This is a genomic window from Sorangium sp. So ce362 (assembly GCF_051519845.1).
Lineage (GTDB): Bacteria > Myxococcota_A > Polyangia > Polyangiales > Polyangiaceae > Sorangium.
Genome location: NZ_CP150332.1, coordinates 1,451,229 through 1,477,720 on the forward strand (window position 1 = coordinate 1,451,229; position 26,492 = coordinate 1,477,720).

At 71.1% G+C, this 26,492-nt stretch carries 20 protein-coding genes; 8 read left to right on the forward strand and 12 right to left on the reverse strand.

Annotated features, from left to right (window positions below; all coding sequences use genetic code 11):
- Positions 1–5 precede the first annotated feature (5 nt).
- The gene (locus WMF17_RS05730; RefSeq protein WP_437600932.1) at positions 6–1,979 is read left to right on the forward strand and encodes a sulfatase-like hydrolase/transferase; all 1,974 of its coding nucleotides are present in this window, start codon (positions 6–8) and stop codon (positions 1,977–1,979) included.
- A 43-nt stretch (positions 1,980–2,022) separates the two neighbouring features.
- Entirely contained in the window at positions 2,023–2,820 is a 798-nt protein-coding gene (locus tag WMF17_RS05735) for a hypothetical protein (protein WP_437600933.1), read from the forward strand.
- A gap of 133 nt (positions 2,821–2,953) precedes the next feature.
- On the opposite strand, the gene WMF17_RS05740 is transcribed toward WMF17_RS05735, so the two are convergent.
- Positions 2,954–3,466: a DUF1993 domain-containing protein gene (locus WMF17_RS05740; protein ID WP_437600934.1), complete on the reverse strand. Its 513-nt coding sequence runs from the start codon at positions 3,464–3,466 to the stop codon at positions 2,954–2,956.
- Positions 3,467–3,659: 193 nt separating this feature from the next.
- Here WMF17_RS05740 and WMF17_RS05745 point away from each other — a divergent pair, with 193 nt between their 5' ends.
- On the forward strand, positions 3,660–4,256 hold the full coding sequence (locus tag WMF17_RS05745) for a Uma2 family endonuclease (RefSeq protein WP_437600936.1): 597 nt from the start codon (positions 3,660–3,662) through the stop codon (positions 4,254–4,256).
- Between the two features lie 66 nt (positions 4,257–4,322).
- Here the strand turns inward: WMF17_RS05745 and WMF17_RS05750 are convergent, their stop codons facing one another.
- Entirely contained in the window at positions 4,323–7,430 is a 3,108-nt protein-coding gene (locus WMF17_RS05750) for a PEP/pyruvate-binding domain-containing protein (RefSeq protein WP_437600937.1), read from the reverse strand.
- A gap of 245 nt (positions 7,431–7,675) precedes the next feature.
- Between WMF17_RS05750 and WMF17_RS05755 the strand changes: the two genes are divergently transcribed.
- Both WMF17_RS05755 and WMF17_RS05760 read left to right on the forward strand, forming a co-directional pair.
- A complete protein-coding gene (locus WMF17_RS05755; protein WP_437600938.1) occupies positions 7,676–8,656 on the forward strand; it encodes a YegS/Rv2252/BmrU family lipid kinase in 981 nt (326 codons plus the stop codon).
- 125 nt (positions 8,657–8,781) lie between these two features.
- Positions 8,782–9,915, forward strand: a complete 1,134-nt coding sequence (locus WMF17_RS05760; RefSeq protein WP_437600939.1) for a formimidoylglutamate deiminase — start codon at positions 8,782–8,784, stop codon at positions 9,913–9,915.
- A gap of 160 nt (positions 9,916–10,075) precedes the next feature.
- Here WMF17_RS05760 and WMF17_RS05765 read toward each other — a convergent pair whose 3' ends face one another.
- From WMF17_RS05765 to WMF17_RS05780, 4 genes are all read right to left on the reverse strand, one after another.
- Positions 10,076–10,903 carry a hypothetical protein gene (locus WMF17_RS05765; RefSeq protein WP_437600940.1) on the reverse strand — a complete coding sequence of 276 codons (828 nt, stop codon included), beginning with the start codon at positions 10,901–10,903 and terminating at the stop codon, positions 10,076–10,078.
- Positions 10,900–12,384, reverse strand: a complete 1,485-nt coding sequence (locus tag WMF17_RS05770; protein WP_437600941.1) for a DUF5924 family protein — start codon at positions 12,382–12,384, stop codon at positions 10,900–10,902. The genes WMF17_RS05765 and WMF17_RS05770 overlap by 4 nt, the downstream gene beginning before the upstream one ends.
- Positions 12,385–12,603: 219 nt before the next feature.
- Positions 12,604–13,938: an SMP-30/gluconolactonase/LRE family protein gene (locus tag WMF17_RS05775; RefSeq protein WP_437600942.1), complete on the reverse strand. Its 1,335-nt coding sequence runs from the start codon at positions 13,936–13,938 to the stop codon at positions 12,604–12,606.
- Positions 13,939–14,126: 188 nt separating this feature from the next.
- Positions 14,127–16,862: an RCC1 domain-containing protein gene (locus tag WMF17_RS05780; RefSeq protein WP_437648574.1), complete on the reverse strand. Its 2,736-nt coding sequence runs from the start codon at positions 16,860–16,862 to the stop codon at positions 14,127–14,129.
- A gap of 429 nt (positions 16,863–17,291) precedes the next feature.
- On the opposite strand from WMF17_RS05780, the gene WMF17_RS05785 reads away from it, so the two are divergent.
- Both WMF17_RS05785 and WMF17_RS05790 read left to right on the forward strand, forming a co-directional pair.
- Positions 17,292–17,828, forward strand: coding sequence for a hypothetical protein (locus WMF17_RS05785; RefSeq protein ID WP_437648576.1), 537 nt, complete (start codon positions 17,292–17,294; stop codon positions 17,826–17,828).
- Positions 17,829–18,001: 173 nt separating this feature from the next.
- The gene (locus tag WMF17_RS05790) at positions 18,002–18,619 is read left to right on the forward strand and encodes a class I SAM-dependent methyltransferase (RefSeq protein WP_437600945.1); all 618 of its coding nucleotides are present in this window, start codon (positions 18,002–18,004) and stop codon (positions 18,617–18,619) included.
- Positions 18,620–18,888: 269 nt separating this feature from the next.
- Here the strand turns inward: WMF17_RS05790 and WMF17_RS05795 are convergent, their stop codons facing one another.
- From WMF17_RS05795 to WMF17_RS05810, 4 genes are all read right to left on the reverse strand, one after another.
- Positions 18,889–21,933 carry an OTU domain-containing protein gene (locus WMF17_RS05795; protein ID WP_437648578.1) on the reverse strand — a complete coding sequence of 1,015 codons (3,045 nt, stop codon included), beginning with the start codon at positions 21,931–21,933 and terminating at the stop codon, positions 18,889–18,891.
- Between the two features lie 18 nt (positions 21,934–21,951).
- Positions 21,952–22,590 (reverse strand): peptidoglycan-binding domain-containing protein, encoded by a 639-nt coding sequence (locus tag WMF17_RS05800; RefSeq protein ID WP_437648580.1) that lies wholly within the window; start codon positions 22,588–22,590, stop codon positions 21,952–21,954.
- Between the two features lie 404 nt (positions 22,591–22,994).
- A complete protein-coding gene (locus WMF17_RS05805; protein WP_437648581.1) occupies positions 22,995–23,909 on the reverse strand; it encodes a hypothetical protein in 915 nt (304 codons plus the stop codon).
- Positions 23,882–24,742, reverse strand: coding sequence for a ferritin-like domain-containing protein (locus WMF17_RS05810; protein WP_437648583.1), 861 nt, complete (start codon positions 24,740–24,742; stop codon positions 23,882–23,884). The genes WMF17_RS05805 and WMF17_RS05810 overlap by 28 nt, the downstream gene beginning before the upstream one ends.
- A gap of 359 nt (positions 24,743–25,101) precedes the next feature.
- On the opposite strand from WMF17_RS05810, the gene WMF17_RS05815 reads away from it, so the two are divergent.
- On the forward strand, positions 25,102–25,431 hold the full coding sequence (locus WMF17_RS05815) for a DUF2325 domain-containing protein (protein ID WP_437600951.1): 330 nt from the start codon (positions 25,102–25,104) through the stop codon (positions 25,429–25,431).
- Positions 25,432–25,471: 40 nt separating this feature from the next.
- On the opposite strand, the gene WMF17_RS05820 is transcribed toward WMF17_RS05815, so the two are convergent.
- Together WMF17_RS05820 and WMF17_RS05825 are read right to left on the reverse strand one after the other, a co-directional pair.
- Entirely contained in the window at positions 25,472–25,690 is a 219-nt protein-coding gene (locus tag WMF17_RS05820) for a hypothetical protein (protein ID WP_437600952.1), read from the reverse strand.
- Positions 25,691–25,795: 105 nt separating this feature from the next.
- Entirely contained in the window at positions 25,796–26,383 is a 588-nt protein-coding gene (locus WMF17_RS05825) for a PH domain-containing protein (protein ID WP_437600953.1), read from the reverse strand.
- Between the last annotated feature and the right edge of the window lie 109 nt (positions 26,384–26,492).

Here is a 26,492-nt window from a genome sequence, read left to right on the forward strand (position 1 = left end):
TCCGGATGGCGCCGGACCTCGATCGAGAGGGCGCCGCGCCCGGCGCGCCGCCCGCGTCCCCCGCCGGCCGCCCGCGCGCCGCGCGCCGGGCAGCGCGCCGCCGGCGCCGCTGGATCGGCCTCGCCCTCCTCGCGTCGCCGGCGCTCTGGTTCCTCGTCGCGGACGTGCTGCGGCGGGGTCGTCACATGACCACGTTCGACCGGCTGCACGCGGCGGGATACGCCGCGACCGTGGTCGTGTCGCTGGGGTTCTGGGGCGTCCTGCTCTACGTCGCCTCGGGCCGCCGCGGCGCGATGCGCGGCGCGACGGGCGCCCTGTTCGTGGCGCTCTTCACGCTTGCCTGCGGCGTGCAGGGCGGCTTTCACGCCCTCTACAATATCTACTGCTCGATCGACTCGCAGATCCACTCGCAGTCGATCCCCTGGTCGATCGTGGGCACGCTCCCGCTCGGGCACCCTCGCGTGCTCGCCCACGTCGCCGTCGCGTTCGGGCTCGCCCTTGGGGCGCTCTGGCTTGCCCGCCGGTTCGTGCGCCCGCGGCGGCTCCGGCGGCGCGTCGCCGCGGTGCTCGTGCCGCTCGCGCTGGCCGGCGTGACGAGGATCCCGGTGAGCTACCGGGTGATCCAGTCGTCGTCGGCCGACATGATCTACTTCCACGGCGTCACCGCCGTGGTCAAAGAGCACCTCGGCATCACCGACGACTCGTCGGATCTGCGGGTGCAGCGCCGCGACCCGGAGCGCGTGCCGCGGCTCGCCGCGCGGCCCGCGCGGCCGCGGAACGTCGTGCTCATTCTACAGGAGAGCCAGCGGGCGGACGTGACGTGCGTCGAGCACGACCCGGACTGCGCGCTCGCGACGCCGTTCTCCAACGCCGCCGCGCCGGGCCGCATGCCGCTCTTGCAGATGCGGGCCCACGACTCGACGACGGCCATCTCCATCTCGAACCTCTGGTCCGGCGTCTCGCCGACGGAGAGCCACGCGGTGCTCAGCTCCGCCCCGCTGCTCTGGGACTACGCCCACGCGGCCGGGTGGGACACGGCGTACTGGACGAGCCAGAACCTCATGTTCGGGAACGCCCGGCTCTACGTGCAGGACATCCCGGTCTCGCGCCGGGTTGTCGCGACCCAGCTCGATCCGGGCGCCGACCTCGATTACGGCGCTTACGACCGGCAGCTCACGGATCGCGTGATCGCGGAGTGGGGCGAGCTCGTCGAGCCGTTCTTCGCGGTCGTGCATTACTCGAACATCCATTTCCCGTACGTGAGCGATCCGCTCCATTCGCCGTTCCAGCCCAGCGAGCTGAGCAAGGCGCCGGACAAGAACGAGCATTTCAAGAACTTCTATCGCAACGTCGTTTACCTGTCGGACATGGCGGTCGGCCGGCTCATCGAGCACATCCGCGGGACGCCGAGCGGCGAGCGCACGGTCCTCGTGTACACGTCGGATCATGGCGAGTCGTTCCGGGAGCACTGGCAGCTTGGCCACACGAGCTCGCTGTGGGACGAGGAGATCCTCGTCCCCACGTGGATCGACGCCCCGGAGGGGACCCTCTCCCCGGAGGAGCGGGCGAGCATCGCGGGCGCGAGGGACGAGTTCGTGTGGCACCTCGATCTGGCGCCGACGTTCCTCGATCTGATGGGCCTCTGGGACGAGCCGCGGCTCGCGCCGTTCCGCGGCCGGATGATGGGGCACCCGCTGACGCGGCCGGAGCGCACGGTGGCGCCGGTGCCGCTCACGAACTGCACGTGGGTGTGGGGGTGTTCCTTCCGCAACTGGGGGATGATGCAGGGGCCGCTGAAGATCGAGGCGCGCGAGTGGGACGGCGAGTTCCACTGCTTCAACGTGCTGGAGGATCCGCTGGAGCTGACCAACCTGGGAGAGCAGGCGTGCGCGCCGCTGCCCGACCTCGCGCGCGCGCTCTTTCACGAGATGCCGAACGTGACGCCGCCGGGGAGGCCGAAGGTCGACTGGGGCGGGTGAGTTGTCCGGGTCGACCCTGGATCGAGTAGCCTTCCGTTTCACCGTGATGCTCCGCTCCCTCGGTCTCTCCGCGCAGCTCTCCGTGCTCGTTCTCGCTGGATGCAACGCGATCTCGGGCGTCGACAGCCTCACCTTCGACGGCGGAGGCGCGGGGGGGCGAGGCGGCGGCGCATCCGGCGGTGGTGGCGGCGGCGCCTCCGGCGGCGGCGGCGCGGCCGGCGGCGGCGACGCGTCCGGCGGCGGTGGGGGCGCGGCGTGCGAGGGGGAGGCCTGCCCGGCGCCGACGGGGGTCGTCCTCGCGGATCAGACCTTCACCGAGGTGCGCGGCGATGTGACGATGGGCAACGTGTTCATGGACGCGTGCCCGGAGGGACAGGTGATCGTCGGCGCTCAGGGGCAGATCGACGATGATGGTGATGCGTCCATCCATGGCCAGATCCAGGCGCAGTGTGGTTATTTGAACCTCGCCGGGACCGGCCCAACCACCCTCACCACGACACCCGGCGACCTCACCCCGAACCGGGGGGACTATGGCTCGGTCCCCTGGACGAGGATGTGCCCGGAGAACCAGGTGGTGGTGGGCTTCAGCGGCCGGGTGGGCGATTTCGTGGACCGCCTCGTCCTCGATTGCGCGCCGCTCCTCGTGGAGGGGGAGCCTTCCGCTCTCCGCGTCGAGGTGGGACCCGTCTCCTCGTCCGAGGGGGTCGGCGGCCTCGGCGGCGACGCCTTCCCGGACACCCGCTGCGGTGAGCGCGAGGTCGCGAACCTGGTTCATGTCATGGAGGACGGAGCCATCAACGCCTTCGGCCTCGGCTGCAAGACGGTCTCGCTCGCGTACTGACCCGCTCCCCGGAGGCGAAGCGGCGGCTCGCGCCGGGCGCCTTCTGGCTCTCGTGGGCGCTCGAGTCGCTCCACCGCCGGTCCGAGGGGAGGGCGGTGGCCCCGCTCCGGCGGGGCGGGGGAGGCCGCCGCGGTCACATGTCGCGGAGATCGAGCGATCCGATGTAGTCGGCCTTGCCGACGTCGAGCCCGTTGTGCCGCAGGATCGAGTACGCGGTGGTGGCGTGGAAGTAGAAGTTGGGGAGCGCGAACTGGAACACGAAGTCCGCGGCCTTCATGCCCTTGCCCGGCAGGAAGAAGAGGGGGATGGTGCGGTCCTCCGCGCCCTGGAGCTGCTCCGGCTTCAGCGCCTTCACCTGCTCGATCGCCTTGCCGATGCGCGCGCGCAGCGCGGCGATCGTCTCGTCGCCCGTCTCGGGCTTCGGCGGCTCCCCGCCGGTGAGGAGCGCGCTCAGCCTCGGGGGCCAGGCGATGACGTTCTGGATCTGACGCCTGAAGTCCCACTGATCGGGCGCGAGGCGCGCGGTGAGGAGCACCTCCGGATCGAACTTCTTCTGCTGCGCGCAGGCCTCTACCTTGTCGAGCCAGACCAGCACCTGGCCGAGCATGCGAGCCATCTGGGGGAACGAGCTGTCGTAAAGGCTCATGATCTTCTCCTCGTCGGCGGTAACAGCCGGCGCTGCTCGTCCACCCGCAGCCTCAGCGCGTCAACCCCGCGCGCCGGCCCCCGTCCACGGCGCGATGACCTGGATCGGCTGTCGACGTTGGGTATAAGATATTGAAATTATTTATAAAATTACATCGACGCGACCTCCTGCCCGGAGGCGCTATGCTCGATGCGTGCCCACCGCTGCGCAGAAGCCACACCCCGCCACCGTGCCGGATCTCCTGGCGATCCCCGAGGAGCAGCGCTTCCACGAGATCGTCGACGGCGAGCTCATGCAGAAGGCCGTGCCCTCGTTCGAGCACGGCGATGCGCAGTCCGCCATCGTCGCGCACGTGAAGATCCCCTTCCAGCGGCGCCCCGGCGGCCGCTGGCCCGGAGGATGGTGGTTCGCCACCGAGGTGGAGGTCGAGCTCGCACCGGACCAGGTATACCGGCCTGACGTCGTCGGCTGGCGTCGCGAGCGCGCGCCGGAGCGCCCCAGCGGGAGCCCCGTCCGGATCCGGCCCGACTGGGTCTGCGAGGTGCTCTCCCCGGACAACGCGCGAAACGACACGGTCAAGAAGATGCGTGTCTACCAGCGCTGTCAGCTGCCTCATTACTGGATCGTCGATCCCAGGGAGGAGACGATGACCGTGTACCGGTGGACCCCCGAGGGATACCTCGTGGCGCTCCGCGCGGAGCGGGGCGAGCGCGTCCGGGCCGAGCCGTTCGATGCGATCGAGCTCCAGGTCGGGGTGCTGTTCGGGGACGAGCGCGAGGAGGACGAGTGACGACCCCGGCGGAGCCCCGGGCGGCCGCGCGGCACGCCGGGGCTCCGCGGAGCGCCCGGGAGGGGCTCAGTCGATCCGCTTGAACTCGCCCGCCGCGCCGGCGGTCCACATCTGCGGAAGCATCTCCGGGATATCGGAGGTGCGGATGTAGATCAGCCGGATGTCCTTCCCCTCCAGCTCGGCGAGGAGCGCCGGGTCCAGGCCGGGCTCGAGGCGGGGCTCGAAGACGAAATCCTCCGAGAAGTTGTGGTGCGCCGGGTGGTACGTCTGCGCGTGATAGCCCTTCAGCACGATCGGGCTGCTCGTCAGCCCCTCGATGCGCGTCTCCACCCACTTGTGGAGCGGCGCTGTGTATCCCGCCGTCGGGCCCGTGGGGGAAGGCGGCCAGTAGAACGACGTCTCCACCACGAGTCCGGACTCCGACGACAGCGAGCGCTCCTGGAGCAGCGCGCCCTCGACGGGGGGACCTTCCGGGGGGCAGGCGTCGAGGTGCACCGTCTCCGACGAGACGCTGAGCGGCGTGCCGTCCCAGTCGAGCGACGGCAAGGGCGTGGCGTAGTCGGCGCGGAACATGAGCTGGAAATCGCGCAACGCGACGAGCGGCCCCACCGACGGCGGCAGCAGCTCGGACACGGGCGAGGCGGCGAGCGCGTAGGTGACCGCCGAGGCCCCGGCGCCGTCCACGAACGCGTCCGTGACCGTCTGGTCGGCGTACGCGTGCGACGCGGCCGGCCACGCCGCGGGGCTCCCGGACAGCGTCGCCACCGATCCGCCGGAGAGGTAGTCGAGGGTCGCGTCCTCGAAGAGGGTGCCGGCGAGGGCCTCCGGCGTGAGGAACGCGCCCTTCGCCGAGAGGCGCGCGCGCACCTTGAGCCGGTGGTTCGCGAACACGTTGCCGACCTCGCCCTGGAAGGTGCAGAGCTCCCGCGGCTCGGCGAGCAGGAACGGCGTGAGGCTCGGCGTCGTGTTCGGGAGCGAGACCTCGCGCACCTGCTTCACGACGAGCTCCCCGGGCTTCATCTTCTTGAACTCGTAATCGAGCAGGAACGTCGTCTTGCTCGGGTGCACCTCCCGGAACCTCTCCTCGACGCGGCCGAGCAGCGCGGTGAGCGCGCGGTAGTCGTCCTCCCACTGCATCACGTGGCCGCCGAGCGGGACGAGCGTCGAGCCGGAGCGGAGCTGGACGTAGGTGTCGCCATCGAGGCCGCTCACGGTGACGACCTCCGGCAGCGCTCCCCCTTCCGGGTTGGTGACGGACGTCGCCCCGAGCTGGGTCACGATCTTGATCTCGTCCGAGGGCGGGACGCCCCGCGACAGCGTGGCCACGCCGTTCGCCATCTCGTTCTCGTCAGGATAGGAGTAATGGACGAGGACGCCCATTCCGACCTGGTCCTCGTTCACGCCATAGAGGAGCCGGGCGAGGAAGGCGTTGTCGTTGTAGAAGCTCGCGTACACCTTGCGGATCGCGCGGAACACGCCCCGCTCCGCGTCCTCGCCGGCGTCGCAGAGGCTCGGCCCCGCGTCGTCGGCGTCCTGGTCGTCGGCCAGGCAGCCGCTGTAGCTGTCGTAGAGGCCCGCGCCCGTGAAGACGGCGCTGTCCTCCACGTTGGTCGAGCTGCGGAACCGGATCTTCCTCGTGGGCGTGAAGTCCGCGATCGCCGCCTCGACCGCCTGCCGCTGCCCCGCGGAGAAGGCGGTCTCCTTGGTGATCCGCTCGCGGATCGCCGCGAGATCGGCCTTGAGCGCCCGCATGTCGGGCGGGTAGCTGTAGCCTCCGAGGCGCTCCGCGATCTCGGCGCGCAGCGTGCTGCCGCCGGGCATGACCTGGTCGAGGAAATCGTCCCAGAGATCGAACGACAGCGCGACCGCGACATCGGAGCTCTCCGGGATGGCGTCCCGCAGCAGGCCGTAGTTCGCGGCCTTGCCCCCGAAGTGGACGACCTCCGCGGGGCCGAGATCCTCGGTGGAGCCGGAATAGGCGCCGAGCGGCTCCTTGGGCTGGATCCCGAGATCGCCGGGCCGCTTCAGCGAGAGGAGCTGCTCTCTGTCGGCCGGCGCCATCCCTTCGGCGTCGAAGAGCGCGGCGCGGCACACGACCCCCCACTCCAGCGAGGCCCGCAGCGCGACCTCCTTGCCGTCGAGCGCCTTCGCCTGCTCCGCGGTGGCCGGGTCGCCGACGTACACGAACGGGATGCCGAAGGACGTCGCCAGGAGGGCGGTGTGCGCGTTCGGGGTCGAGGGCGACAGCGAGATGATGCCCGCCACATAAGGCACCTCCGCCGGGATGGAGTCGGTGAGGAGGATGTCCTCGGGCCGGAGATCGCCGCTCGCGTAGGCGGCGTCGATCCTGTCCGGGGGGACATAGCGGAGCCGGCCCACGGCCCAGCCCGTCGAGTAGCACGCGTCGCCGCTCAGCCACCGTTCGACCGAGCTCACGGGGAACCCGCGCTCGGCGAAGAACGCGCTGTTCGCCGCGGCCGCCCCGGCCTGCTCGTGGGTCGGGAAATAGAAGGAGACGGGCGGCGCTCCGTCGGGGGCGACGATGCTGTCCTTCACGAGCTGGAGGACGATGCGCGCCATCTCGGGATCGTAGGCGTCCTGCCGGACCAGCTGGATGCCGTACTCCGGCTCGGTGACCGCATTCGGGGAGATGAGCACCGCGCCGAGGATCGCCTGCTGTCCCTCCTCGTGGAGCGAGACCTTGTCGTACTCGTCCTGCGACATGCCGAAGAACGGGTCGAGCCGCGCGGTGGCGAACTCGCCGTGGAACGGGAACTCGTTGCTGTTCTGGTAATAGACCTTGGTGGGGTCGTGCATCAGCACGGTGAACTTCACCCACGACGGCCCGTCGTACGTCGAGTACGCCGCGAAGAGATCGAAGGGGAATTCGAGCTGATTCTTCCAGTCCGCGGACGGGGTGATCTCGATCGGGTAGGTGTCGACGGGCCATTCGTAGCCGCCGCCACCTCCGCCTCCTCCTCCGCCTCCTCCTTCGCCGCCGTCCCCCCCACCCTCGCCGCCCGTACCCCCGGCTCCGCCGGTGGCGCCCTCGCCGCCCGCGGCGCCGCTGCCCCCGGAGCCACCCGCCGAGCCGTCGCCGCACGCGGTGAGCATCCCTGCGCCCAGGAGCGCGAGCGCAAGGCAAGCCAGTCGACCGATTCGTTGAAACCTCATGGGTACTACGGATCTACAATTGCCGTGCCATCGCCTCTCCAAAAGCGCTCGAGCGCCGCGAGGCGGGGCATTCGTGTCACGACAATGGCGCACGCAGGCACAACCCCCCGGGAAGCGCCGGGCGAGCGAGCGGCAGGGCGCGACGAGGGTCGAGCTCGGTCACGCCGGCTCCGGCGCGGCGACCCGCGGCCTACCTGTCGAACTTTCTTGGGGTTTCGACCGGTGCGGCGGTCTAGGATACGGCGATGACAGAGCGGAGAGCGGCGCTGATCTTCAACCCTGCTGCTGGCCATGCAGGCGATGCGGTCGAGTCGCTTCCTGCGCGGCTCGAGCGCGAGTTCGCGCTGAGCGTCTACGAGACGAGCGCGGACCGCAGCGCCGCCGCGTGCGCCGAGGCGGCGCGCCGCGAGGGCGCCTCCCTGGTCATCGCGGCGGGCGGCGACGGGACGATCTCGAGCGTGGCGTCCGCGCTCCTCGGGACCGACACCTGCCTGGGCATCCTGCCGCTCGGAACGGCGAACTCGATCGCGGTTACGCTGGGCATTCCGGACGACCTGGAGGGGGCGATCGAGGTCCTCGTCCACGGCGCGCCGACGCGCATCGACGCCGCCCGCGCGAACGGGAGGACCATGATCCTGCTGTCGGCGGTCGGGCTCCACGCCGATACCGTCGGCGAGACCCCGCAGGACGCCAAGCAGCGCTGGGGGGTGCTCGCGTACATCAGCACCGGTCTGAAGAAGCTGATGAGCCTGGAGCCGTTCGGGGTCGAGATCGAGACCGACGAGCAGCGGATCCACTGCCGCGCGGTGGCGGTGACGGTCGCGAACATGGCGCCTGCGCGCACGGTGCTGGCGCAGGGGCCGCCGGTGGTGTCCCCCGACGACGGGCTGCTCGACATCACCATCGTGTCGGCCACGACGCTTGTCGAGGCGGTCGCGACCGGCCTGCACCTCCTGAGGACCGCGATCGACGGCGAGGCGGCCGAGCGCGACAACATCGGGTTCCTCGCCGCCCGGAGGGTCCGCATCACCACCGATCCCCCCCAGGACGTGCTCATCGACGGCGAGGAGGTCGGGACAACGCCCCTCGTTGTCGAGTGCCTCCCGGGCGCGCTGACGGTCATGGCGGCCCGCCGCGAGGAGGTCGACGCCCCCCCGCCGCCCGCCCCGGAGGCCGAGGTGAAGCTGGAAGGGCTGCCCGAGCTCGAGGTCGAGCTGAAGGCGTGACGCCAGCTGCCTGCCGCTCGCCCTCCGCGTGGCTGCCGGCGCCCTCGCCGAGCCGCCTCGATGCGCCCTCGTGAGGGCGGCCGGCGCCTTTCTCCTGCCTCCCCGGCGTGGTAGGGCGAGCGGCCATGAGGCTGACCGCGCGGGCCATCGAGCTCCCGGCGCTCGTGAGCGCCCATTCCCACGCGTTCCAGCGCGGGATGCGCGGAGAGGCGCAGCGGCCGGGGCCGACGGGGGCGGACGACTTCTGGTCGTGGCGCAGCGCGATGTATGCGCTCGCCGGGTCGCTCACGCCGGAGTCCATTCATGCCATCTCGAAGGTGGCCTATCGCGAGCTCCGCGCCGCGGGCGTCCGCACCGTGGGCGAGTTCCACTATGTGCACCACCAGCCCGACGGCGCGCCTTACGCGGATCGCACGGTCCTCGCGGACGCGGTGATCGAGGCGGCGCGCGCGGCGGGCCTCCGGATCGCGCTCCTCCGGGTCGTCTACGCGCGCGCGGGCGCGGGCCGGGCGCCCGAGGGGGCGCAGCGGCGGTTCTCGGACGGCTCGCTCGACGCGGCGCTCGCGGACATCGAGGCGCTCCGGGCGCGCTACGCGGGCTGCGAGGACGTGCGCGTCGGGGTGGCGCCGCACAGCGTCCGCGCGGTGCCCCCGGCGTGGCTCGGGGAGATCGCGCGGTACGCCGAGGAGCGCGGGCTCATGGTGCACATGCACGTGGCCGAGCAGCCGGCCGAGATCGAGGCGTGCCTCGCCGAGACGGGCCGGCGCCCGGTGGAGCTCCTGGCCGAGCGCGGGGTCCTGAGCGAGCGCTTCGTGGCGGTGCACGCGACGCACCTCGCGCCGCACGAGCCGGCGCTCCTCGGCGCGGCGCGGGCGTTCGCGTGCCTGTGCCCGACGACCGAGCGCGACCTCGGCGACGGGCTGCCCGACGTGGGGGCGCTGCGCGGGGCGGGCGTGCGGCTGTGCGTGGGGATCGACAGCCACGTGATCACCGATCCGTTCGAGGACCTGCGGGGCGTCGAGCTGGGCGAGCGGCTGCGGACGGGCAAGCGCGTGACGCTGCGGCCGGAGGACGGGGGGACGCCGGCCGAGGCGCTCTGGGAGATCGGCTCGCTGCGGGGGGCGGAGGCGTGCGGGTTCGCGGATCCGGGCGGCAGCATCTCGCTACGCCGGGAGGCGCCGGCGCTCGCGCTGGTGCGGGAGGAGCGGCTGCTCGACGCGGTGGTGTACAGCGGGAGCCCGGCGCTCGTGGAGGGGTGAGCCGAGGAAATCAGGGTAGAGGTGTGGGAGCGGTGGTCGTGGTCCTATTTGAACATGAAGGTGGGAAGAAAAGCTCAGTAATCATCCCGCCTTCCCGCCTTCATGTGAGCTCTCTTCGGGCAAGTGCGACCCCTACCACGTGGCACGGTGAGCTCGCCGCTCACCCCATCGCGCCCGCCACGAGCTGGGCCGCCCTCAGCACCACCGCCACCACCACCCCCACGTCCCACGCGCGCGAAAGCCACCACTGCGTCTCGCCGCCGTTGATCCACGGCGCCACCCACGCCGGCGGCTCCACGAGATCCGCGACGGTGAGGACCCGCTCGCGCTGCTGCGCCTCGCGGTAGCCGCCCTCGCCGCCGCGGACGTGCTCCTCCGCCCGCACGTACGCGAACAGCCGCGCTCCCCGGCCCTCCGGGAGCAGCGCCCCGCTCGCGCCGAGCGCCTCCGGCGTCGCCGGCAGCTCGATCCGCGCGCCGCCCTGCGTGAGCCGGAGCGCGCCGCCGCCCGCGCGCTCGACGCGCGCGCGGACCCAGCCCTCGGGGCGGTCGCCGCGGAGCAGCGCGCGGAGCGGCGTCAGCTCGGGGCTCGGGCCCAGGCGGGGCGCGCGCCGCCCCGGGAAGAGGCGCGCGGCGAGGAACCAGAGGCAGATCGGGAACACCGACAGGACCAGGTGCAGATCGAGCGCGCTGGCCACGCCCGCCGTCCCGTCGAGCACCGGGAAGGAGAGCACGCCCGCGGCGGCGAAGGCGCCGACCGCGATCGTCGCGCCGAACCCGCCGACGACGCCGAACGCGACGTTGCCGATCGCGATGACGCCGACGGCGACATTGCCGATCGCGATGAACCCGCGCGCGACGTTGCCGATCGCGATGAAGCCCGTGACGACGTTGCCGAACACGAGGAATCCGTTCGCCATGTTGCCGACGTCGACCCAGCGCGCCCGCTGCGCGGCGCCGGCCCCGTCGCCCTGGAGCGGCGCCTTCACTCGGTCACCTCGAACGCGGTGCGGCCGACGAGCTGGCCGTCCTGGGTCTCGACATCCACGGTCCAGTGCCCGGCCAGGCGGCGCGGCAGGCTCCCGCCCACGAGCTGCGACTTGAGCCGCACCGCGCCCTCCGGCCCGGGGACCCGCAGCGTCTCCTCCGGCGCGCGGAGGATCTCGCGCCCCTCGTGCCGCCAGACATGGAGCAGGCGATCGCCGTCGCCGCCCGGCACCACCACGTCGGTCACGGCGCGGAGCTCCCGGATCACAGAAAAATGCAATGATTTCACGTACATGTCAAGGCGGCCGTCCGGGAGCACCGCGGGGCCCACGGCCGCGGAGGACAGGTGCATCGGCACCGGAGGGATGATCGCCCGCGTGCCGTAGGCGAGCCCGACCCCGGCGGCCGCCGCGATGACGAGGAACACCGCGCCCATCCGGCTCCAGAGCGCGCCGAACGGCAGGTGCAGCGTGCAGAAGCCGAGCACGGACACGAGGGCGGCGGAGAGCAGCGTGTAGAGCGTCCGGGTGTCCGGGAGGAGCGCGGGGATGACGAGGTTCAGGCAGGCGAACAGCGTCACCCCGTAGAAGACCGAGGCGAGCGTCTTCCAGCGCATGAGCACGCGGTCGAAGACGAGATCGAGCGTCGAGAGCACGGCGCAGGCGCCGAGGAGGAGGACGAACCACCGGTTCGGCGCGTCGAGGCTGGCGCTCTTCCAGTAGAACGGGAGGAGGAAGAAGAGCATGCCCTGATAGAGGTTCTTCAGGACATAGGTCATCACGAGGAAGCGCAGCCGGGCGCCGCGCCACGCCGTCGCGAAGTCCTGGCGAGCGCCGGTGCCGAAGAGCCGGAAGAACAGGATCACGAGCAGCCAGGCGACGCTGACCGAGACCGCGAGGAAGCGGGCGTGCTGGAACCCCTTCTGCGCGAAGGTCACAACGAAGGCGCCGAGGCTGAGCGCGTAGGCGGTGTGCAGCCACCAGAGCTTCTTGTGGTGGCGCTTGAAGAAGGCGCGGGCGGCCGACTTGAAGTCCTGAGGCTGGCCCTCCTGCGCCTCGGCGTCCAGCTCGGCGTAGGACGCCTTGGGCTCGGCCTTGACGGTCGGAGAGTCGTCCTCTTCGGCGGCCCGCGAAGGCCGCGCGGGCATCTTGAGCGTGCGGTCGTCGTGCTCCCCGCCCGCGGCGCCGGCCCGGGGCGGCATGCGCAGGGTGACATCGTCGATGACGCTGCGCTCCCGGTCGCCGGGCGCTGCGGCGCCTCCGCGCGGCGCGCCGGGGGCGCGGGGCGAGGCAGCGCCCGGGGTGGGGCCGGGCTCGCCGCTCGGCACGTACAGGATGGTCGGCGCCTCCCCGAAGGCGTCGGGCAAGCGCGGCTTCTGGACCTGGGTCGGGGCGCTGGAGGACGGCGGCGACGGCCGCGAGGGCGCGTTCGCGTGGGCCTCGGGGGCGGAGGCTTCAGGGGAGCGCGGCGCGGGCTGTTTCATGTCGTTTCATGTCCGGCGCGCAGCGTACCCGACCGGCGGCCCGCCTTCGAGCGCCGGGCGAGGGGGCGCCGGCGCCGGGCGGCGCGCGGCGTCCCGCAGCGCCGGGGCGGCGAGCGCCCGGGCCGGGGCGCGGAGGGGCGCTGGGCCGCGGAGGCGCGCCCGGCTGGACCGGCTCAGGGGCCGGGCGGGGCCGGCCCTGCGTCGCCGGGCCGGGCAGGCCTACTCCACGGTGATGAACGCGACGCTGGTGCTCAGATCGGGGACGCAGAGGATGCGGCGCTCCGGATCGAAGCCGATGTCCGCGGCCGAGGTGATGGCGTGATCCGCGGCCAGGTCGTACGCGATCGTCCAGGTGCCGTCGGCCGAGACCCGGAAGACCTTGCCCGAGGTCCACTCCGACGCCCACAAGGCGTCTCCGTCCCTCTCGACCCCGTCGAGCTTGCCGGCGAGATCGCCGATGCGCGTGATGGTCCTGTCGGTGAGATCGATGGAGAGGAGCTCCCCGGGCTCATCGTCCGTGCTGCCCCCCGAGCCCGCCACGAGGAGCGACCCGCCGTCGACGAGCACGCCGTTCGGGCCGACAACGTCGTCGAACGCCAGGAAGAGCTCGGCGCTCGTGGGGGCACCGACGTCGAGTCGATAGATGACGTTTCCGGCCGTGTCGGAGGCGTAGAGCTGACCTGTGCCCTCGTCGACGGCGACGTCGTTGACGAACAGGCCCTCCGGGATGGGGTACACGGTGACGCTGCTGTCCGCGACCGAGATGCCGAGGACGCGGTTGACGTCGGTGACGTAGAGGACGCCTTCGAAGACCCGGATCCCCTTGGGATCGTCGAGCCCCTCGATCCACCTCGCGTCGAGCACCGTGCCGTTCTCGTCGAGGCGGCTGATCCAGCCCGCCTCGCCCTCTCCACCGATGTTCGATACGTACCAGAGCCGGTCTTCCGGATCCCAGTAGCAGCTCTCCGGCGTGGAGAATCCGTCCACCTGCTGGAATGCGTAGGCCGGTCCGCCGCCAGCGCCGCCGGCGCCGTCGCTGCCGCCAGTGCCGCCAGTGCCGCCAGCACCGCCGGCGCCGCCGGTTCCGACGGCGCCGCCAGCACCGCCGGCGCCGCCAGCACCGCCGGTTCCGACGGCGCCGCCGGAACCGCCGGCGCCGCCAGCACCGCCGGCGCCGCCGGTTCCGACGGCGGAGGTAGCGCCCTCACCGCCGGTGCCACCGCCTGTGCCGCCGGTCTCACCGCCTGTGCCGCCGGTCCCACCGGTGCCGCCGGTGCCGCCTGTGCCACCGGTCCCACCGCCTGTGCCGCCGGTGCCACCGCCTGTGCCGCCGGTGCCGCCGGTCCCATCGGTCCCGCCGTCACCGCCCTCGCCCCCCGTGCCCGAGGAGGTGGACGACGTGGCCCCGCCCTCACCCCCCGTGCCCGATGACGTGCTCGTACCGCTGGAGGTGGTGCCGGGACCGGAATCGCCGACATCGTCATCCCCGCACGCTCCGAGCATCGACGTGAGGCAGATGGAGGCCAGCGCAACATAGCGTCGATTCAGGATCATGATTTTTCGTCGTCCTCCGTTCAGATGTGACCGTATCTACAAGCGCTCGCGCGCCAGCGTCAACCGCCCAGCACCATTCGGTCCGCGAAAGCCGCAGCATCCCTTGCTCGTCCGGACGCGGGCCGCGCCGCCGGAGGAGGGGTCAGCGGCTCGAGCCGCTCAGCGCTTCGTCGTAAATGCGCTATAAGCTAGTACAAATAGGAGCGGCCCAGGTTGATGATCGGGAGCGCGTCGCCCATCTCACCGGCCGCGTCGCCGCAATGCTGGGTACCGCCGGTGCAGCCCGGGCCGCCGAGGTTGCCGCCCACGCTCTCCCCCCAGCATTTGATGTGGCTCGTGTCGAGCAGGGCGCACGTCGAGTGGCCGTTGGTCGAGGTGACGACCGCCTTGGCCCGGCGGCCGAAGCCCAGGTCGACCGTGGGAAGGCTGTCCCCCATCTCGCCGGCGCTGTCCCCGCTCGTCGCGCTGTTGCCGAGGCCGAGCTGGCCTCTGTGGTTTCTTCCCCAGCACTTGATCGTGTTGTCGTCAAGCAGGGCGCAGGTGTGATTCCTGCCCGCAGAGACGGCCTTGGCGGTGCGACCGGAGCCCAGACTGACCGCCGGGAGGACGGCCATCTCACCGGCCGCGTCGCCCCGGTTCGAGCTGCTCTCGAGGCCGAGCTGGCCGTAGCCGTTGTGGCCCCAGCACTTGACCGTGTCGTCGTCGAGCAGCGCGCAGCTGTGCTCAGCGCCCGCCGAGATCGCCTTGGCCGTACGGTTAGCCCCGAGGTAGACCGCCTGGAGATTCTGCATCTCGTTCGCCTGGTCGCCCTGGTCGATCGTATCATCGCGGCCGAGCTGCCCGCTGCCGTTCTCTCCCCAGCACTTGACCGTGTTGTTGTCGAGCAGCACACAGGTGTGATTGGCCCCGGTCGCCACGGCTCTGGCCGTGCGGCTGGCACCCAGGTAGACCGTGGAGAGCAAATTTCCCATGTCGCTGGAGGAGACGCCTCGGTTGGTGGTGTCGTCGAGCCCGAGCTGGCCGCTGCTGTTGGACCCCCAGCACTTGAGCGTGTCGTCGTCGAGCACGGCGCAGACATGACTGTTGCCAGCGGACGCAGACTTGACCGTACGGTTGGTACCGAGGTTGATGAAGTCGAGGCTCGACATCTCGGCAACGCTGTCACCCTGGTTGCTCGTCGCGCCGTTGCCGAGCTTCCCGCCAAAGGAGCTGCCCCAGCACTTGATGCCCGTGAGGGACGAGGAGGGGAGCTCCTGCAATGCGCAGGTGAACGACTCGCCCGCGATGATCGACTCCACGACACCGATCAGGCTCTCGTCGAGACTCACCCCCATCTCGCCGTTCACGTCGCCCCGGGCATCCGCGTCGCCGAGCCCGAGCTGGCCGGCGCCGTTGTAACCCCAGCATTTGACGCCGCCCCCGTTCAGGTGGGCGCAGACATGATTGTAGCCGACGGCGACCTGGTGCACTGTCTGGCTGCCCGTGGAGGCGAAGGGGAGCGAGCTGCCCATCTCCCCAGGTTCATCGCCGCGGGCGGGCGGGGGCCCGGGGGCCATCATGCCGACGCCGAGCTGGCCGTAAACGTCGGAGCCCCAGCACTTGATCTGCGAATGGGTGGACTCGATGATGCACGTATGGTCCCCGCCGGCGACGATCGTTGTCGGCACGAGAGGAGTCGCGCCTACGATCTCCGTGCCGATGTCGACGAACGGCAGCGCGTCGCCCATGCTCCCGGTCGGATCATTACCTCGCGCGGTCGTGTCTCCGAGTCCGAGCGCGCCGTACCAGTTGAGCCCCCAGCACTTGATCCCATCGTTGGTGAGCAGGACGCAGGTGCGGCTACCGTTCGCGGTGATGGCCTTGGCGGCGAGGTTGGTGCCGAGGTCGACCGGCGGGAGATTGTCGCCCATCTCGTTCGGGTCATCGCCGCGCCTGATGGTGTTGTCGTCGTCGTAGCCGAGCTCGCCGATCTCATTGGCGCCCCAGCACTTGACCTGACCGTTGTCGAGGACGGCGCAGACGTGGTTCTCCCCGGCGGCAATGGCCTGGACCGTGCGACCGGTGCCGAAATCGATGGGCTGGATGCCGCTCATCTCCCCCGCTTGGTCGCCCAGGTCCGTGGATCGATCGGGCCCCGTGCCTCCCGGGAGACCGAGGCCTCCAAAGCTGTTGTTGCCCCAGCACTTGACCGTGTCGTTGTCGAGCAGCGCGCAAGTGAAATGCTCGAGCGCCAAAGCGAGGCTCTTGACGGTGCGCCCGGCGCCGAGCTCGATGGGCGGGAGATTGTCGCCCATGTCGGCCGCGTTGTCCCCCACGTAGGTGTCTGCGGTCGTGTCCTGGCCGAGCGAGCCGTAGATGTTCGCGCCCCAGCACTTGGCCCGATCGTTGTCGAGGATGACGCACGTGCGGTAACTATTGGCATAGATCGCCTTGGCCGTGCGGCCAGTGCCGAGATTGACGGTCGGGAGGCTGTTGCCCATCTCGCTCGGGCTATCGCCGATCGTATCGAATATGGTCACCCCGATGCCGAGCACACTGTTGCTGCCTGTGCCCCAGCACTTGACGGTGTCGTCGTCGAGGATGGCGCAGGTATGGCCGCCGCCGGCCGCGATCGCCTTCGCCGTGTGGGGCTGTCCGGAGCTGTTCGTCCCGAGATTGACGAACGGGATGCTATCGTTTGTCGTGCTCATGCCACGATTGGCCGTATCGCCGAGGCCGAGCTGCGCGCTGTCGTTCTTCCCCCAGCACTTGACGAAGCCGCCTTCGAAGATCGCGCATGTGTGGTTTGACCCGGCGGCGATGGCGCTGGGCCCCAGGACGCGGAGCTCGCCTGATGCAGCGAGCACGGGCTCCTCCAGATCGCCCGTCTCCGCGCCGCCGCCGGCGCACGCCGACGCGAGGAGGCTCGCCGCGAGCGCGGCCAAGGGAACCCGATGAGCTGACAGGCGGCCTGCGCGGGTCGTGACGTCCGTCGTCCGCCGGCGCGCAGCGCGGGCCGTCGGATCGGGGAGAGCGTCTCGCTGAGAGTCGCGTGGGGCGTTCGTCGATAGGGAATATGCATGGAGAGGCATTATTGAACAGTCCTCTTGTCGAACAGATGAAAGGCGCATGAGCTGCCACGCGCCCGGCCAGGAACGAGGAAGGCAAGCCCGCGAGCGGCTGAAACAGCGGGCCTCCCTGGAGCCAGCCTGAACGTCGGCCCGCGGGCCTGAGCAAGATGGGTGCCAGGCGACGCCGCTCCCAACCTGGCCGTGCATCGCTTCCATGTCCGGCGCCTCGGGCACACCCGCCGAACATCCCGCGGAGGCGCGCTCTCGGCCGGTTGCGCACCGCGCCCGCGCGCCCGCGGCACGATGGGTTGCGCATACGACATGTCACGGCTTCAGAGCGTGACATGTCACGGCTGGGGCGTGACATGTCACGGCTGGGGCGTGACATGTCACGCTCCAGCCGGCCCGGCGGACGGGCTCATCCTGGACATGCGGGGCTTTCCGGGCATCAACCTCGCCGAGGTGGCGCAGCGGGTGATCCCGGGGCCGTGGTCGGGCGCGATCTTCCGCGTTGCCATGCACACCGGGCCGGATGACGTGTCCATCGACGAGCTCGTCGATACGTTCGGCCCGCTGGATTCGCCCGCGTACGGGGGGCCCCTCGTGCTGCTCGTCGGCAACGGGACGCTGTCGGCGGCCGAGCATTTCAGCCTCGCCCGCCGTCGTGCCCCGTCCACCGGATTCGAATGCACGAGCCGCGCGCGCAGCCTGTGCGGCGCCCGCCGCTGCACAGCCGAGGTCGAGCGGATGCAACCGGAAGCCCGCCGGCGTCGGTGCGGGCGGCGGCGTCATCGATACGCGCAGATGCGCCCCGCGCGTGAGCCTGAGCCTGCGCGGTGACGGATCGACCCCCCGCTGTCACGAGGCAGATCCGAAGAAGTTGGCTGCGCTCCCGGAGACCGCGGCGCGCGCCGACGCTCCGCGGGAGGATCCGAAACCACGCCGATCGGAGCGAAAGCCACGCCCTCGCGCGGGGCGGCGCGCTGCGCTACGCATGGGAAGAGGTGCCGAGGATGACCGAGCTCTGGGAGACCGTGTTCGCGGACAAGCAGATGATGTGGGGGCCCGAGCCGAGCCGATCGGCGGTCTTCGCGCGGGACTGCTTCGCGCGTACGGGCGCGAAGGAGATCCTCGTTCCGGGCATCGGCTACGGCCGGAACGCCAAGCCATTCCTCGAACACGGGATGTCCGTGACGGGGATCGAGATCTCCGGGACGGCGATCGGTCTCGCGCGAACGCAGATGGGTCTCGAACTCCAGATTCACCACGGGTCCGTGGCCGACATGCCGTTCGACGCTCGCCTGTACGACGGCGTCTTCTCGTACGGGCTCCTCTATCTCCTCGCCCCTCCCGCGCGGGCGAAGTTCCTCCAGGACTGTCATCGCCAGCTGCGGAAGGGCGGAGCGATGATCTTCACCGTCATATCGAAGCAGGCTCCGATGTTCGGTCGGGGGCCAAAGCTCGGAGACGACTGGTACGAGGTCCACCCGGGCGTGCAGATGTTCTTCTACGACGCCGAGTCGATCCGGCGGGAGCTCGGTCCGCACGGCGAGATCGAGCTCTCCGAGATCGACGAAGCGGCGGGGGGTGGCACGCTCCCGTTCATCAACGTGGTGTGCAGGACGGCGTGAGCACCTCGCGGTCGCTCGCGGCGGGCTACCACGGCCGAGCTCGTTCATCCGTGCTCGGTGCTCGCCTCGAGCGCGTCGAACCGCGCCCTCGCCGGTCTACCCGTGGAAGCGCTGGCAAATGACCACGCGCGCAAGGGCATGACCGTCGCGGAGGTCGAGCGCTGGCTCGGCCCGCATCTCAACTACGACGCTTCAAACGAGTACCTCGTCGCCCAGGTTCGTCCCTGGTTTCGTGGGGGGTATCGAAGGGGCCGCCTTCACGCCACAACCTACCGGGACCCCGGCGCCCAACGGCTCTTCAGGATCTCCTCCACCTGGTCGAGCGCCAGCTCCTGATCCCCCTTCTCCGCGGCGAGCTGCCGCCGCAGCTCCAGCAGCGGGAGCGCATGCTTCGCGACCGCGTCAATGACCCCCGCGCTCACCTGCGGCACGCGGCAGCTCTTGTTGCTGTTCACCCGCTTGTGGCGCTTGATCGCGGCCTGATCGAGCACGACCTCCGTCGACACCCGACCGATGTACTGGGCCATCTCCGCCGGCGTCTTCGGATCGGCGTCCTCGTAGCGGTACGTGCCGAGGAGGTTGTCCCGGAAGTATGTGAGCACCACGGGAGCGTCCTCGCTGGCCTCGACGACGTGGCGCCACATGCCCAGCGCCTCGGTCCGTTTGTCGATGTCGTACGTGAACACCAGGTCGAGCTGACCCTTCGTCCGGAGGTCGAGGCCAAAGAGATCACAGCCCGCCACGACCGGCTGCTTACCATACCAATGGGGACCGCGACCGAGGAACACGGTCCCGGAATCGCCGACGACCTTCGCCGGATACAGGTTGTCGGGCCGGTATTTGTTCAGCTCCCAGAGCGACGGGGTGACGAGCGCGAGCGTGCGCATCGCGGGCGCCTTGTCCCCCTTGGGCCAGAGGCGCTCCATCTCGGCGAGCAGCGGGATCGATAACGAAGCGTCCAGGTGCCACATGAAGACGTGGGCCGGCGCGCCCTTCTCGGACGACACCGTCACGCCTCCGGCGCAGCTGCTGATCCCGGCGGTCACCGCGCAAGTGAGCTTGAGCGGCGGGTCGAATACGTGCCGCTTCCAGTCGGCGCCCTTCGCCAGGCGCTTGCCGCCCTCGAGCTCAAAATCTTTGATGCCCTCGACCTCCTCGAAATCGAGCACGAGCCCCTTCTGGAGCAGGTCCGCCTTGCGTCTGAAAATCGCGGCGTACATCGCGTCGCATTGCCTGACGCAGGCCTGGACGTCGAGCATCTGCACGATCGGCTGCACGGCGTCGTCGAAGGCGGGGAGCGCCAGGTCTGCCGTGTCATGGCCTAGCTTGAGGAGTATCTGCCGCGCTTCCACGTCCGCCTTGAGCGCGCCGACCCTCTGGAGCGCGACCGCGTGCCGATCCCGGAACGTGCTCAGGAGCGCGAACTCCGCCCGCTCCTGGCCGTTGAACACCCATATGGCGGTATAGAAGCTGCGTGCCCGCAGCGTCGGGAACATCCGCGAAGCCTCCAGGCCCGCCGTCACGCTCGCCGCCGCCGAGAGGGCGCTCCGAGCAGCCGAGACGAGCCCGAGCACCCGCTCCACCGCGACCACCTCGACGCCCTGCGCCCGCTGGTCGCGGGCGGCGAGGTCCGCGGCGCTCGCCTGGTATGCGGCCCGCGCGTCACCCGACCAGTAGAGCGCGTGCAGGTAATACCGGCCCTCTTTCTCGTTGAGCTGGAGCGACGCCATGCTCGCCCACGAGGTCGACGCGTACCACTCGCCCTCCGCGACCTCGACCAGGTAATTGTGCGCGTTCGCGTCGAGCCGGCCCAGCCCCGCGACCCCGGCCAGCTGTTCGAGGGCCTGCTGTTTGTCGAGCGGCATCGCGAACGTCTCGCGGCCCTTCGGCTGTTCGCCCTCGATGGCGGGGTTCGCGAGGTCGTTCATCGACGCGTCCACGCCCAGAGCGCCGAGCGCCGCGGGGCTGTCGTCGAGCATGAGCACCAGGACACGGGCCAGGTACTCGGCGTGGAGGATATCGATCTCGCTCGGGACGTGCGCGTGCGTCCACGCGCTCGCGGCAGGATCGAACCCCCTGTCGCTGCTCGCCACGACCTGGAACGGCGAAGCCTGCCATTCCATCATCCGCACGAGGTGGTCGGACAGCGCCGACGCGTCGAGCGTGAAGCGCGTTCTGTCAGGCTTGTCGAGGTCCTCGGATTTGGCCTTCAGCTTGGCGAGGTTCAGCTCGATCTCGTCGAGCAGACCCCCGTTGGGCACCCCCCTGCCCAGGCGGCCGAACGCGCGGCGGCAAAGGCGGAGATAGACGACGGCCGGCGCCGCCGCCTTGCCGCGCTCGACGTCGATCAAGAGGTCCGTCGAGGAGAGATCGAGCAGATTGACGCAGGCCTTCTCCACCCGGACGAGCGGCAACACCAGGGGCTCCTGGACCGCCTTCACGAGCTCGCCCGGGTCCGTCGCCGCCGAGAACGATTGCGATGCGAGCTGAGCCTTGTCCTTGCGATTACGAAATGACACCGCCACGACCGGCGCAGGGCGCTCCACCACGTTGAGCTCCCTGCCCAGCGCCACCGCCACGGGCTTCACCACCAGCCTGGATTTGCCCAGCGCATCCAGCACCGCCCGGCTGTACGTCATCTGGCGCGGGCCGATCGCCGGGCAGAAGAGCTTCAGCCCGTCGGGGTTCATGTGGTAGGCCCACGGCTCCTTGGCCGATTGCGACACCTCGTCGCCCTTCTTGACCACCTCCACGACGGCGTTGCCCCCGTCGCGCTCCGCGTCGTAATCGGTCAAAAAAACGTCGTAATGGACCGGGATGTGGCCCACGAGGCGAATGCACAGGCGAAGCTTGGCGTCCTTCGCGTGCGACGCGGTATAATAGGGAACGCCCAGCGCCTGGTCGCCGCCCTGGTCGTCGAACACCAGGACCTCCACGTCATAGAGCCGCTCGATCGCGGTGATGCACGCCTCGTCCCCCCAGCTCCTGGCCCCGCGCAGGTACTCCACCCGCCGATCGATCGCGGCCCTCTGCGCGTCGCTCACCGCGTCTTGCTGGTTGCCGGTGATGCCCATCCCGTCCCGCAGCTTGAAGCCGAGGGCGTTCGTCTCCTTGGCATGATCGGCCACGTACTGGACCACGTGCGCCCGGAAGCGCATGTGATCGGCGAACTCCGCCCCATGGCGTCCGGCGGTCACGAGCCCGTGGCCGGCCGCGTGGAACAGGCAGTTTCCGTCCTTGCGGGCCCGGATGAGCTCGTAATCGGCGTCACGGATGCGGACCGTATTCTCTCGCCCTCGGACGTCGAAAGGCACGGTCGTCCTCCAGCCCGATCAGCAGCCGTGCGCCGAGAGCAGCGCGGCGCGCGTGGCGTCGTCCGGCGCGTCCGTCCTGGGCAGGCCGCTCCGCGCCTGGAAATCGTGCATCGCCCCGATCGTCGCCGGATCGAGATCGTCGCCCGTGGACCCGCCGAGATACCCGAGGTTGCGCAGCCGGTGCTTGAGCCCGCGCACGGTGTCAATGGGGTCCAGCTCGCGCAAGCCAACGGCGTAATGCTCCTCGGGCGCGCCTTCCGGCCGGAGCACGAGCTCGGCGTCGCGCGCGTTCGGTCGGAGGAAACACACGAGCTCTCCGTTCGCGTCGGTCTTGCCCGGCAGCGGGTCCCCGTCGATGGTCAGCACGTACGGGACCCCTGCCCGCGGAAACTCCGGGGTACCGAACCGGATCCGGAGCTGCTCCGGCACACCTTTACGGCGGAAGGTGTGGCGCTTCCCGGTGGCGGCCTCCTCCTCTTTGGGCCGCCGCTCGGGCACGACCACCCGATCCCCCTGGCGGAGCACGTGCGCGCTCGTGCGCGCCGCGCGCAAGGCCGCGTTGTCCGGGTGGTCCCACAAAGTGCGCCAGGAATGCCCGTGCTCGAAGGCGATGCTCGACAGGCAATCCCGAGCCCCGACTACGACGGTGATGGGCATGCCAAGCCACGATATCGAATTGCGTCGATCCTGTCAAGCACCCTCATCCAGGGCGATGGCGACGGTGTCCCGCATGACCAACCCGCGAGTGTGGCGCCCCGCGAACGACCGCGGATACAATGAATGAATGTGCGTTGTCGCTCATTGAGTGAGCCGCAGTGAGTCGCAGCGAGCCGCAGCGAGCCGCGCCGACCGATGGCCATGGCGGGGCGCTGGCCATGTTTGCGGGCCTGCTCCTCGCCGCGCGCAGGCGTCGAATCCATACATGGCTTGTTCGTCGGCGGCTGCTCGGATAACAATTCTGGCCATGAAGCACCACCGCGTCGCTGCAGGGGAGTGCATATCGAGCATCGCGTTCAGCTACGGCTTTGCGCCCGACACGCTGCGTGTCCGTCGCGCGCCGGTCACTCGAGGTCGGGCCGCGCGCTGTCCATGCCGATCGCCCACGCCATCGTGTACCGCGCGTTGATCTCGCACCGGGGATTCCAGCGCAGGCTCCCGCGCTCGTCCTCCCAGCGGAAGGCGTCGATCCCGAAGGGCCCGAAATAGCCCGCGCCGGCGAGCGCAGCTCCCGTCTCGAGCGCGGCCTCGACGAGCCGCCGGCGCTCGCCGCCGTCGAGGTCGCCCTCACCGGCGAGCGCGGCGCCGAGGTAGGCCCCGTTCGCGTCACAACGCTGGACGCAGGGGGCGCCGAGGCGCACCGCGCCGCCGCGGGCGACGTGCCCGTGCAGCGAGAAGTCGCCGCGGCGCTCGACCCAGGGCTCGACCTGCAGGCCGCTGTCCGGGGAGGCGGGGTCGAGCGACGCGACGGCCCAGGGCCGCGCGTCGGGCGGCAGGGCGCCGCGGGCGACCCGGCGCCGGCCGCGCCCCGCGAAGCCGAACGGCCGCTTGAGCAGCCAGTGACCGGTCGGCGTGGGCCCGGCGATCGCGGCCTCGAGCTCGGCCAGGGTGACAACGTGGCGCGCGCCGGGGAGCGTCTGGCCGAGGTCCGCGCAGAACCGCCGGTGGTTGACGCGACGCAGCACGTCGAGCGGCGGCGCCTCCGCGGGGGTGACGCCGGCGCGGGCAAGGAGGCGCCGGGCGCGGGGCGTGGGGCACCACGCGCGCCCGACCAGCGCGGCGCCGGGGGGCGCCGGCGGCACGAGCGGCGAGGGGAGGTCGGGGCTGAGCACGACGTCGCCGGGGCGCAGCAGGGCCGCGACCCGGCCGGCGAGCTCCGGGGCCCGGCCGGCGACCGCGGCGCGAGGGGTGTACCCCGCGGGGCGGGCCAGCTCCTCGTCGGCGTCGAAGTTCAGGACCCAGGCGCTCGCTCGGTCCATGAGGCCAGCGCGTCGAGGAACGGCTCGGAGAGGCCGGAGCGGCTGCGGTCGCGGCGGTTCATCGGATCGCCCCGCATGAGCAGCGGCGAGAGGGGCGGCGGGATGTGGCGGACCCACGTCTCGAAGTCGCCCGCCGCCTGCGGCGAGGCGCCGCCCGGCGCCTGCGTGAAGCGGCGGAACCAGCGGACCCCGAAGCGCACGTGCGGGATCTCCTCGGCGCGGACCCGCTCGGTGAGCGCGGCGCCCTCCACGTCGCCGATGGCGCGGAAGCGCTCGGCGAAGCGCGCCGTATGGTCGAGGTTGCCCCCCTCGAGGCCCATCCCCATCACCGCCACGAACTGCGCGGGCGACGCGGCGGCGGGCACCCGCGACCAGAACCAGTCGCGCACCGGGAAATCGCCGAAGCGGTGGCCGATCGCGGCGAGGTAGGCGGCGTAGAGCCGCATGTGGCGCGCCTCGTCGAGGGCGATCCGGACGAGGCCGCCGCGGAACGCGCGCGGCGTCTCCGGGAAGGCGAGCAGCGCCCAGGCCATGAGCTCCGCGGCCTGGAGCTCGTGGTGCAGGAAGGCGTGGAAGAGCTGCGCGCGGCGCGCCGGGTTGCGCAGCGCCTCGGGCCCCGGGCTCTTCAACGCGCGCTCGGAGATGCGCAGCTCGGCGGGCCGGCCCGGCCGCGCGAGGCGGCGCGGGGGCGCGGGGGCGGGCTCCCAGACCGACGGCACGGGCGGCGGCTCGAGCTTGTGCGCCAGGTCGGTCGAGAGGACGTAATCCCAGGCCCAGCGCTCGACGGTGCCCGGCGGAGGCGGGTCGCTGGGCGGCGAGGCGAGAGACATCATGGCACGGCAGGGCAGGGCAGGGGGGACGCTGCTCCCTACCACAGCTCCAGGTCGCCGGCGGGTCGCCGTCGCGCCGGCGCGGCGCGAGCTCGCAGGATGGCGGTAACTGTGGAAGATGATTGATTTTTTATTCTTGCATTCCCGCCTTTCTCGTCGAGCCCGACCACCTCCCGCGCGCACCCCCCCCGGCGGCGGGCGGCGACTGCCGGGCAGCGCCGGGCCCTCGCGCTTGCCATGTCACGATGACAGAGGCCTCCGCATCTCGACGACAATTTGCCGGGGAATAGACCAGGATCGCGAGATTTGCGCGGGAATGGCCGGTCGAGGAGCGTGGCTTACGCCTTGCTCTGAGACTCGGCATGAAGGCGGAGCGGCGTTCCCAGGCGGTCGACAGGAAGCGCGAGGACCAGACGGTGCTTGTCATCGGGGGCAGCGGCGGCATGTCCAGCCGCTACCGCGATGTGGTCGAGGAGCACGGCTTGTCGCTGCGCCATTACGAGAACCGCGTGCCGCCGGGGGCGCGCCGCGGCGTGGGGAGGATCGCGCTCATCGTGATCATGGTGACGATGGTCTCGCACGCGCTGCGCGATCAGATGCAGAGCCTCGCGGCGGACGGCGCGCCCGTCGTGTACCTGCGCAGCGCCTCGGTCTCCGCGCTGCGGGCCGCCATCGAGCAGCGCGCCGCTTGACGAGGGGCGCCGCGCCGGAGCGCGCCGCGCCGGGGCGCCGTCAGCGCACGCCGACGAGGCGCTGCATGAGGCGCTGGAACTCGGGGACCGAGAGGTCGATGTGCTCGACGACGCGCCCGTAGAGCGTGGCCGTGGGTACGTTGCGGCCGCCGAACTCCCGCTCGAGCTCGGAGAGCTTCCAGAGGATGATGCGCTCGGCGCGCGTCAGGCCGTCGCGCACATCCGGAAGATCATCGAAGGGGGATCGCCTCGTGGACATGGTCGGGCTCCGATCAGGCCTGCGCCGCCGCGCGCCGGGCGTTGCGCCCGCCCCGGCGGCCCGGGGGATCCGCTGCCTGGGCGATACCCACGCGCGTGGCCGCGCTCACTGCACGACCCCGAGCACCCGCTGCTGGCGCGCGAGCTCCGCCGCGTTCTTGATCGCCTCGAACAGCTCGCGCGACGCCGGCAGGCCCCGGATCACGAGCTCGGGGTCGCTCGCGTCCCGCGTGAACACGCGGATCTCGGCGATGTCGAGCAGCCGCTCCATGAACGTCTGGCGGAGGTCGATGTCGTGCACGCGCCAGAGCTGGAGGGTCTCGACCCGCCGCGTGAGCAGGCCGGCCTCGTAGTCGATCGTGCGGTCGGTGATCTTGTAGCGGAGGCTCCTGCGCTTCCAGTGCAGGATGCCGAGCCACACGAGGCCCACCAGCACGAGCGAGAGCACGCTCGCCGCGACGTAGGACCAGAACCACGCCTTCCAGCTCGGCGTCCCCTCGAAGAGGACGCGCGCCGCGCCCGGCGAGGCGGCGAGCGCGCCGGGAGCGGGGGCGAGCGCGCCGGGAGCGGGGGCGAGCGGCGCGGCCAGGGCCGCGGCGGCCACGGGCGCCCCCTCATCGAGCATGCTGCCGCAGAAGCGGCACTTGATCGCGGCGTCCTGGATCTGCTCCGCGCAGAAGGGGCACGGTTTCACGCCGGCGAGTGTAGTACGGCGCGCGCCGGCGGGAAGCGCGCTCGCCACGACGCCCGCCGATCCTCCGGAGCATCCGGTCGGCGCGATTGCATCTGCGCGGGACCCTCGT

Bases quoted from the DNA above. Each gene is read 5' to 3' on its own strand.
- WMF17_RS05805 (WP_437648581.1), bottom strand. From the start codon at position 23,909: ATGGACCGAGCGAGCGCCTGGGTCCTGAACTTCGACGCCGACGAGGAG.
- WMF17_RS05800 (WP_437648580.1), bottom strand. From the start codon at position 22,590: ATGCCCATCACCGTCGTAGTCGGGGCTCGGGATTGCCTGTCGAGCATC.
- WMF17_RS05790 (WP_437600945.1), top strand. From the start codon at position 18,002: ATGACCGAGCTCTGGGAGACCGTGTTCGCGGACAAGCAGATGATGTGG.
- WMF17_RS05820 (WP_437600952.1), bottom strand. From the start codon at position 25,690: ATGTCCACGAGGCGATCCCCCTTCGATGATCTTCCGGATGTGCGCGAC.
- WMF17_RS05810 (WP_437648583.1), bottom strand. From the start codon at position 24,742: ATGATGTCTCTCGCCTCGCCGCCCAGCGACCCGCCTCCGCCGGGCACC.
- WMF17_RS05775 (WP_437600942.1), bottom strand. From the start codon at position 13,938: ATGATCCTGAATCGACGCTATGTTGCGCTGGCCTCCATCTGCCTCACG.
- WMF17_RS05755 (WP_437600938.1), top strand. From the start codon at position 7,676: ATGACAGAGCGGAGAGCGGCGCTGATCTTCAACCCTGCTGCTGGCCAT.
- WMF17_RS05815 (WP_437600951.1), top strand. From the start codon at position 25,102: ATGAAGGCGGAGCGGCGTTCCCAGGCGGTCGACAGGAAGCGCGAGGAC.
- WMF17_RS05785 (WP_437648576.1), top strand. From the start codon at position 17,292: ATGGGTTGCGCATACGACATGTCACGGCTTCAGAGCGTGACATGTCAC.
- WMF17_RS05730 (WP_437600932.1), top strand. From the start codon at position 6: ATGGCGCCGGACCTCGATCGAGAGGGCGCCGCGCCCGGCGCGCCGCCC.
- WMF17_RS05760 (WP_437600939.1), top strand. From the start codon at position 8,782: ATGAGGCTGACCGCGCGGGCCATCGAGCTCCCGGCGCTCGTGAGCGCC.
- WMF17_RS05750 (WP_437600937.1), bottom strand. From the start codon at position 7,430: ATGAGGTTTCAACGAATCGGTCGACTGGCTTGCCTTGCGCTCGCGCTC.
- WMF17_RS05770 (WP_437600941.1), bottom strand. From the start codon at position 12,384: ATGAAACAGCCCGCGCCGCGCTCCCCTGAAGCCTCCGCCCCCGAGGCC.
- WMF17_RS05740 (WP_437600934.1), bottom strand. From the start codon at position 3,466: ATGAGCCTTTACGACAGCTCGTTCCCCCAGATGGCTCGCATGCTCGGC.